Source organism: Amycolatopsis keratiniphila (genome assembly GCF_000400635.2).
Lineage (GTDB): Bacteria > Actinomycetota > Actinomycetes > Mycobacteriales > Pseudonocardiaceae > Amycolatopsis > Amycolatopsis keratiniphila.
Window position 1 is genome coordinate 3,117,183 of sequence record NC_021252.1, and the last position, 7,839, is coordinate 3,125,021.

Below are 7,839 nucleotides of genomic sequence, written 5' to 3' on the forward strand. Positions count from 1 at the left end.
TCTAACCGTCCTTGCCACTCACGAGGCTCGGGCCGCGGCGCCACGCGTCGAGGTCCGTCCATGCCTGAAGCGTCCGCCTGCTCTCGAACCGGCGGCGTTCCCCGGTGACCGGATCGGTGAACTCGAGGACTTTCGCCAGCAGTTGCAAGGGTTCGGTGAAGTCGTCGAGCGGGGTTTCGGTCAGCTTCGGGTAGAAGTCGTCGCCGAGGATCGGCAACCCGAGGCCGCTCATGTGCAGCCTGAGCTGATGGGTGCGGCCGGTCGCGGGGATCAGGCGGTAGCGGCCGAGGCCGTCGCGATGCTCGATCAGCTCGACGCGGGTCTCGGCGTTGGGCGGCCCTTCGACCTCTTGCGCGGCGATGACCCCGCGCTCCTTGACAATGCGGCTGCGGATCTCGCGCGGCATCGCGACCGCCGGATCGTGGCGCGCGACCGCCTCGTATTCCTTGTGTACCAAGCGATCTCGGAACATCGTCTGGTATTTGCCGCGGACCTCGGGGGTCATCACGAACAGGATGAGGCCCGCGGTGACCCGGTCGAGCCGGTGCGCGGGGGTGAGCCGCGGGAGGTCGAGCTCGCGGCGCAGCCGGACCAGCGCGGTCTGCAGGATGTGCCGTCCGCGTGGGATCGTCGCGAGGAAATGCGGTTTGTCGGCGATGAGGAAATGCTCGTCCCGGTGCACGACCAAAACCTCGAACGGCACGTCGACCTCGTCGGGCAGGTCGCGATGGAACCAGATGAACGAGTCCGGCACGAACGGCGAATCGACGCCCAGCGGCCCGTCCAGCCCGACGATGCGCTCTTCGCGGAGCATCTCCTCGATCCGTTCGGGCGCGACGCGGGGGAGCCGCTCGACGAGGTGCTCGCGCAACGTCGTCCACGGCCCCTCGGCGGGCATCTTGAGCCTCGCGGGATCGAGCCCGTGGCGGGGCGGGAGCGGCGGGCGGAGCTTGCGTCTCATCACCGCGCACTCTAGTCGCGCCCCTGGTCGCGGGCGGCTGCCGTGGTGCCCCGCGGGTACTCGCGCGTTGCGAAAGCCACAGTGATGATGTGTGTGGATGGAGGTTTGGTGGGGTCTGGCCCGGAAAGCCGCTGGCGCTCTGGTGGGGGTTGTCTTAGGAAAGATCTGCCCGGCGGGGGTCGATACCCATAAGGACACTCACACCGCGCACCCGCGCCTAGGTCGAACGACGCACCACCCACGGCCTACCCAAACGACACATCATCCGCTGCCTCAAACGCTACATAGCCCGCGAAATCCACCGAGCACTCATCACAGACCTCACCCACACCCCTTGACATCCGCAACACATCGGGCCTGGCCCAGGTCTCCCTCAGCGCCTCGTCTCGTACCGGGTCAGCAGCACGCCGCCGGGAAACGTCCGCGTCTCCACCAGGGTCAGGTTCACCCAGCTGTCCAGCGCGGTGAAGAACGGCGTGCCGCCGCCCACCAGGACCGGCACGGTGACCAGCACGTATTCGTCGATCAGCCCGGCCCGCATGGCCGACCCGGCGAGTGTCGCGCCGGCGATGTCCATCGGGCCGGCGTCCTCTGCCTTGAGCCGGGTGATCTCGGTGACCGCGTCGCCGGTGACCAGGCGGGCGTTCCAGCCGACGGCGGCGGTCTTCGAGGAGAACACCACCTTCGGCATGTCCCGCCAGCGCTGGGCATACTCGATCACGGCCGGTGTCGCGCCGGGCTGCCGGTCGGCGGTCGGCCAGTGGGAACTCATCTCCTCCCACAGCTTGCGCCCGTACAGCGCCAGGCCCGTCGCCGCGACCCGGTCGGACCACCACTGGAACAGCTCGTCGCCCGGCGACGAGTCCGGTCCGTCGCCCCCGCTCCAGCCGAGGTCGCCGCCGGGCGCGGCGATGTAGCCGTCCAGGGTCACGTTCATGCCAAAGCTCAGTTTCCGCACGTCAGCCTCCGGTGAGTCGATCTCACCCGTACAGACGGTCGCGGTGCGGAAAACTGATCGGTCTCGCCTCCGGCACCCCCATCTCGGTGTACGCGGCGTGCGCGGTCCGCCGGTGCCGCCGCGCGGCGACCGGATCACCGTCGGCGAACAGCGCGTCGGCGAGTCCGCTTTGGGCTCTCGCCAGTTCGTAACGGCTGTCCGCCGCGGTCGCGGACTCGATCGCCTTCCGCAGGCAGCGGACGGCTTCGGCCGATCGCCCGGCGGTGAGCAGGGTGGCCGCCATGTCGGTGCTCGCGGTCAGCACGCCTTCCCGGCTGCCGATCTCCCTCGCCAGATCGATGGCCTGCCGGTGATGCGCCAACGCCTCGTCGAATCGCCCGGCGGCGACGAGCAGGACACCGAGATGGTTGAGCACCTTGCCCTCGTCGGCCCGGTTGTGCGTCTGCCTCGCCACGGCGAGCGCCTGCTCGTAACAGGCCCAGGCCTCGGTGTCCTTTCCCATGCGCCAGAACGTGGTACCGAGGCCGTCGAGCGTCCGGCATTCACAGAGGCGGTCACCGCTCGCCCTGGTCGCGTCGAGGGCCTGGGACAGGTGGTCGACGGCGGCGGAATGATCTCCCAGGTGCATCTCGGCGACACCGATGTTGCACAACTGCCGGGCCCGGAACGATTCGTTGTTCTTCGCGACGGCGAATTCCAGTGCCCGCCGGAAACAGGGGAGCGCGGCCCGGTAATCACCGAGACCGGCCAGCAACAGGCCCACGTTCCCCGACAGATTGAAGACGTAATCGGATTCACCGGCGGCGTCGAATTCGGAGATCGCGTCCTGCAGGACGGCGAGCGATCCGGCGGCGTCCCCCCGCTGCCAATGGGTCATGGCCAGCCCGTTGAGCACGTGCCCTCGGGTGACACCGGAGGCGACCCGGGCGGCGTTGCCGAACAGGGCGAGTGCGTCACTCACGCGCACGCGGGCCTCGAAATAGCTCGTCATCACGCACGCGAGCCGGGTCACGTGCTCGTCGCGGCCCTCGCTCAGCGCCCAGCCGGACGAGACGACCAGGTTGACCCGTTCGGTGTCCAGCCATGCCATCGCCTCGTCCGCTCCGTCGAACACGAGGGCCTGCGCCGCGGGGGTGGGCAGGTCCCGCCACCGGTCCGTCTCGTGCGAGTAACAGGTGACGAGCGCGGCGCGGGCGGTGGCCAGCTGGAAGTCGAGCAGTCTGCCGACCGCGGCCCGGCGCACCCGGGCCTGGACGCTTTCGCGGACGCGTTTCTCGGCGAAGACCCGCACCAGGTCGTGCAGTTCGAACCGGGACCCGCGGGCGGTGACCATGTTGGCCGAGACCAGACCGTCGAGCCGATCGCGGACGACGCCGATCTCGACGCCGGCCAGCGCCGCCGCCGCGTGGTCGTCGAAATCGCGTCCCGGGTACATCGCGAGCAGGCCGAGCAGCACCCGGTCCGGCTCGGCCAGTTCGTCGTACGACGTGCGCAACGCGACCTCGACCCCGTCGTCCAGCCGCAGCATGGTCCGCAGATCGGCGAGGCGGTCGCGGTGGTCGGCCATCGTCCACTCGTCCGAGGCGGCCAGCCGCCGGGTCACCAGCGCGAGGGCCAGCGGCAACCGGCCGACCAGCTCGATGATGTCGGCCGCTTCGCCCCGCTCCGCGTCGACGCGTTCGTCGCCGATTCCGTCGCGGAGCAACTCGACCGACTCCTCCGGCGTGAACACGTCGAGCGCCACGTGCCGGGCCGCGGTCAGCTCGACCAGGCGGCGTCTGCTGGTGACCAGCACCAGGCAGGTCGGGAGGCCGGGCAGCAGCGGCAGCACCTGGTCGACCGACGCGGCGTTGTCCAGCAGGATCAGCGCGCGCCGTCCCTCCAGCAGACGGCGGAACAGCGCGCTCCGGTCGGCGAGGCTGAGACAGCCGATCTCGCTGCCGGACGCCCCGAGCCGGCGCAGGAAGCCTTCGAGCACCGCGGCCGGGTCGGCGGCGGGCCGGTCCGCGTCGAAGCCGCGCAGGTTCACCACCAGCCGCACGTCGGCGAACCGGCCCCGTTCGGCCAGCAGCCGCGCGGCCTCGCCGGCGAACCGGGTCTTGCCGACCCCGGCCATTCCGGAGATCGCCCACACCCCGGCGTCGTCCGGCTCTGCCGCCAGCACCCGGCGCAGTTGCGCCTGCCTGCCGACGAATCCGCCGACCCCGGAGGGAAGGTGATCGGCCACGCTGATCACGGCCGCCTCGGTGGCGTCCCCGGTGATCACCCGGTGCGCCTGCCGCCATTCCGCGGCGACGTCCATGCCGAGCAGTACGGCCGCGATGTCGACGACCAGTTCGACGTCCAGCCGTTTGCGTCCGGGCAGCAGGCAGCGGTACACGGTGTTGTAGGCGGGCAGGTCGGCCGTCCCGCGGGCCGTGCGCAGGCGCCGCACCCGCCGGTGCAGCTCCCGGTGGGTCAACCCCGCCCAGGCCAGCGCCTGCCTCAGCCGCTGGGAGAGCTCGTCGTACGACCGGGCTCCGACCGGGCTCGGCGGCTGCTCCTCCGTCACGGGAACCCCCTGGACACGTGAACCGAATGCCGGTCGACCTTAGTCGAGAGCAACGGCCGATGGGCCGGATCGGCGAACTCGGCGGCCGGTGAACTCTCCCGTTTGGACAGTGCGGATCGGCCATCCGGACTACCCTTCCCGATCGTGAATCCCGACCGGACGGACGAAGGCGGAGCGCCGCCGGAGCCGCTGGGCGCCGGTTCGTTCGACGAGCTGGCGGCCCGGCTGAACACGCTGAGGAGCCGCCACGGCGTGTCCTATCGGGAGCTGCACCGGCGTGTCGTGCGTGGACGGCGGGCGGTGGGGAACCCCGATCTGCCGGTGTTCAACACGGTCTACCGCTGCCTGCGGCCGGGTCGGCGGCGGGTCGACGCGGACCTGGTCGCGGACATCGTGCGTGCGCTCACCGCCGACGAAGCGGTGGTGGCCCGGTGGCGGCAGGTGTGCCAGGTGATCGCTGGGCTCACCGCCGACTCGTCGTGGGTGACCGTCTCGGAGGAGCTGCCCGCCGACGGCACGGAGTTCGTCGGCAGGCACGCCGAGCTGGCCGAGATCACCGGTCCCGGGGACGGCGAGCGGTGGTCGCCGGTGGTGATCGACGGTATGGCCGGTGTCGGCAAGACCAGCCTCGCCGTCCGTGCCGCGCACCGGCTGGCGGACCGTGACGGCGTCACGGCCCGGTTGTGGGCGGATCTGCGTGGCTACGACGCCGACCGCGCGCCCGCCGACCCGCTCGCGGTGCTGGACGAGTTCCTGCGGCGGCTCGGGGTGCCGGGCGGGGAGATCCACCGTCTCGGCCCGGCGGGCAGGCAGGCGACCTACCGGCGGCTGCTCGCGGACCGGCACCCGGTCGTGGTGCTGGACAACGCGGCGGACGCCGACCAGGTGCGCCCACTGCTGCCGGACCGGCCGGGCGGCGTCGTGCTGATCACCAGCAGACGGCGCTTGACCGGTTTGGCCGGTGCGCGGTCCGTGCACCTGGAGGCGCTTCCGGGGACCGAGTCGCTCGACGTGTTGCGCAGGCTGATCGGCGCGGCCGAGGTCGCCGAGGACACCGAGGCCGCCGCGCGGATCACCGAACTGGTCGGTCATCTGCCGCTCGCGTTGACGGTGGTGGCCGGCCGCATCCGGAACCGGCGCGACTGGACGTTGCGAGACCACGCCGCCCGGCTCGCGGAACGCCGGGACAGCCTGCGGGTCGAGGACGAGCTGGAGAACGCCATCGGTCTGTCCTATGCGGACCTGCCCGCCGAGGCCGCGCTGCTGCTGCGGCTCCTCGCGATCCATCCCGGCCGCGACGTCGACACGCGCGCGGCGGCCGCGCTCGCCGGGGCCGGCCTGCGCACGGCGGAGGAACTTCTGGGCGAACTCGTCGCCGGCAGCCTGGTGCAGCGGCGCGGCCACGGTCGGTTCGGCCTGCACGACGTGGTCCGTCTCTACGCGGCGGGGCTGGCGCGGGACGTGGACGCCGCTTCCGCGCGGCAGGCCGCACTCGGGCGCTTGTTCGACTACTACCGGCACACCGCCTGCCGCGCCATGGACCTGTACGCCCCGCATGAACGCGACCGCAGACCCGAAGTGTCCACTTCGGACGTTCCGGCGCCGGACTTCGCCGACCTCGCGGCGGCGACGGCGTGGCTGGATGCCGAACGGCACAACCTGGTGGGCATCACCGCGCTGGCCGAGGAACAGGGCCGACACGAGGACGCGGCCCTGATGTCGCCGATCCTCAACCGGTACCTGTACAACGCGCTGCGCTTCGCCGACGCGGAGATCGTGCACGGTATCGCGATCCGCGCCGCCGATCCGCTGGTCCAGGCGAGCGCGCATATGAGCCTAGGTGCGGTCTACCTGCGTTCCAACCGCTACCAGGAGAGCATCGATCAGCTCAAGCAGGCGCTCAAGCGGTACGAGGCGGGAGGGGACCGGGCCAGCTGGGCGCGGGCACTGAACAACCTCGGCAACGCGTTCGACCGGCTCAGTGATTTCGCGGCGGCCGAGGACTGCTACCGGCAGGCGCTGCTCGTGCACCGGGCGACCGGCAACCGCACCAGCGAGGGTCGCGCGCTGGGAAACCTGGGGAACAGCGCGATGCGCGTCGGTGACTGGGACAAGGCCGCGGCGTACCTCGACGAGGCACTGGCGATCATGCTGGAGGTCGGGGACCGGGTCGGGGAATGCCTGACCTACGGCAACCTCGGCACGGTGCGCGAGCAGCAGGGGCACTCCGCCGAGGCGCTCGGCCACTACCGGCGGGCGCTCGTCACCGCACGCGAGTTCGGCTACCGGTTCCCGGAGACCGAGGCGTTGCTCCACATCGGCGTGCTGCTCGCGCGGCTGGGCGAGCACGACGACGCCTTGACGCAGCTGAGCGAGGCACTGGATCTGGCGCGCCAGAACAGCTTGGGCGAGTTCGAAGTCAAGGCGCTCAACGGAATCGGCATCGCGCTCGGTGGCAAGGGGGACGCCGCGGGCTCGATCGCCAGGCACCGCGAAGCGCTCGCGGTCGCCGAGAAACTGGGCGACCGCTATGAGCAGGCGCAGGCGCACCAGGGGATCGAGCGCGGCGCGGCCGTCACCGGTGACATCGGCACGGCCGACGAACACAGGCGGATGGCGCAGGCGCTGCTCACCGAGATCGGCCTGCGCTAGCCGTTTGATGGTTACGAGTGGGCCGAAGGCTCCCTTCGCCGCGTCTGATGCGGCAAAGGGAGCCTTCACCACGCCTCCGGCGCGAGCCGGCTCACAGCCAGCTGTACGCGGCACCGCCGAAGCCCGGCTGGACCTTGGCCCGCACCTTGGGGTAGCCGGAGTGGCCGTAGTAGCCGCCGCTCTTCTTCGGGATACCCGACCAGCGCACGAGAACGGTGCCGCTCGTGCCGCATCCCGCCGTGGTCCACTTCGCGACCATCTTCTTCTTGGAAGTGCTGTAGTAGTGGCCCTGCGCCTGGACGCAGACCCGGGTGTTGCTGCCCGGCGGGATCTGCCACTTGTAGCGGCGGTGCTGCGGATTCTTCTTCGAGTCCAAGGAGATCCAAGCGCAGTCCGATTTGGACACCCGCCACTTGCCGTAGCCCGCGAAATCGCCACGCCACCCGCCGCAGGCGGCGGTGACGTCGCCCGCCGGGACCTCTTCGGTCAGTTCGACCTCGACCCCGACCCCACTGTCATCGGCCTCCTCGGCCATGGCCGGCGCGCTCTGCATGGCGAGCGCCATTCCCGCGACCACGAGGCCGGTCGTGACCCGTGTCGTCCATTTCTTCAAAATGCGTCTCTTTCTCGAATTCGCGCTCGATCGGATATTTTCCATCAGCCGGTGATTCGGCTACGTCAGACGTTAACGGCGGTGCGGGAACCGGACAATGATCT

5 protein-coding genes are annotated in these 7,839 nt (G+C 70.6%); 1 reads left to right on the forward strand and 4 read right to left on the reverse strand.

The window, feature by feature from the left end; all coding sequences use genetic code 11:
- Position 1: 1 nt before the first annotated feature.
- From AORI_RS55560 to AORI_RS55570, 3 genes are all read right to left on the reverse strand, one after another.
- Positions 2–961, reverse strand: a complete 960-nt coding sequence (locus AORI_RS55560; RefSeq protein ID WP_016333269.1) for a pseudouridine synthase — start codon at positions 959–961, stop codon at positions 2–4.
- Positions 962–1,334: 373 nt separating this feature from the next.
- Entirely contained in the window at positions 1,335–1,919 is a 585-nt protein-coding gene (locus AORI_RS55565; RefSeq protein WP_046199780.1) for a dihydrofolate reductase family protein, read from the reverse strand.
- Positions 1,920–1,941: 22 nt separating this feature from the next.
- Positions 1,942–4,470, reverse strand: coding sequence for an ATP-binding protein (locus AORI_RS55570; protein WP_016333271.1), 2,529 nt, complete (start codon positions 4,468–4,470; stop codon positions 1,942–1,944).
- A gap of 144 nt (positions 4,471–4,614) precedes the next feature.
- Here AORI_RS55570 and AORI_RS55575 point away from each other — a divergent pair, with 144 nt between their 5' ends.
- A complete protein-coding gene (locus AORI_RS55575; protein WP_016333272.1) occupies positions 4,615–7,122 on the forward strand; it encodes a tetratricopeptide repeat protein in 2,508 nt (835 codons plus the stop codon).
- Positions 7,123–7,213: 91 nt separating this feature from the next.
- Here AORI_RS55575 and AORI_RS55580 read toward each other — a convergent pair whose 3' ends face one another.
- Complete coding sequence (locus AORI_RS55580) at positions 7,214–7,735, reverse strand: hypothetical protein (RefSeq protein WP_016333273.1); 522 nt, start codon at positions 7,733–7,735, stop codon at positions 7,214–7,216.
- Positions 7,736–7,839 lie beyond the last annotated feature (104 nt).

Coding starts and splice junctions, on each gene's coding strand:
- AORI_RS55560 (WP_016333269.1), bottom strand. CDS start 961: ATGAGACGCAAGCTCCGCCCGCCGCTCCCGCCCCGCCACGGGCTCGAT.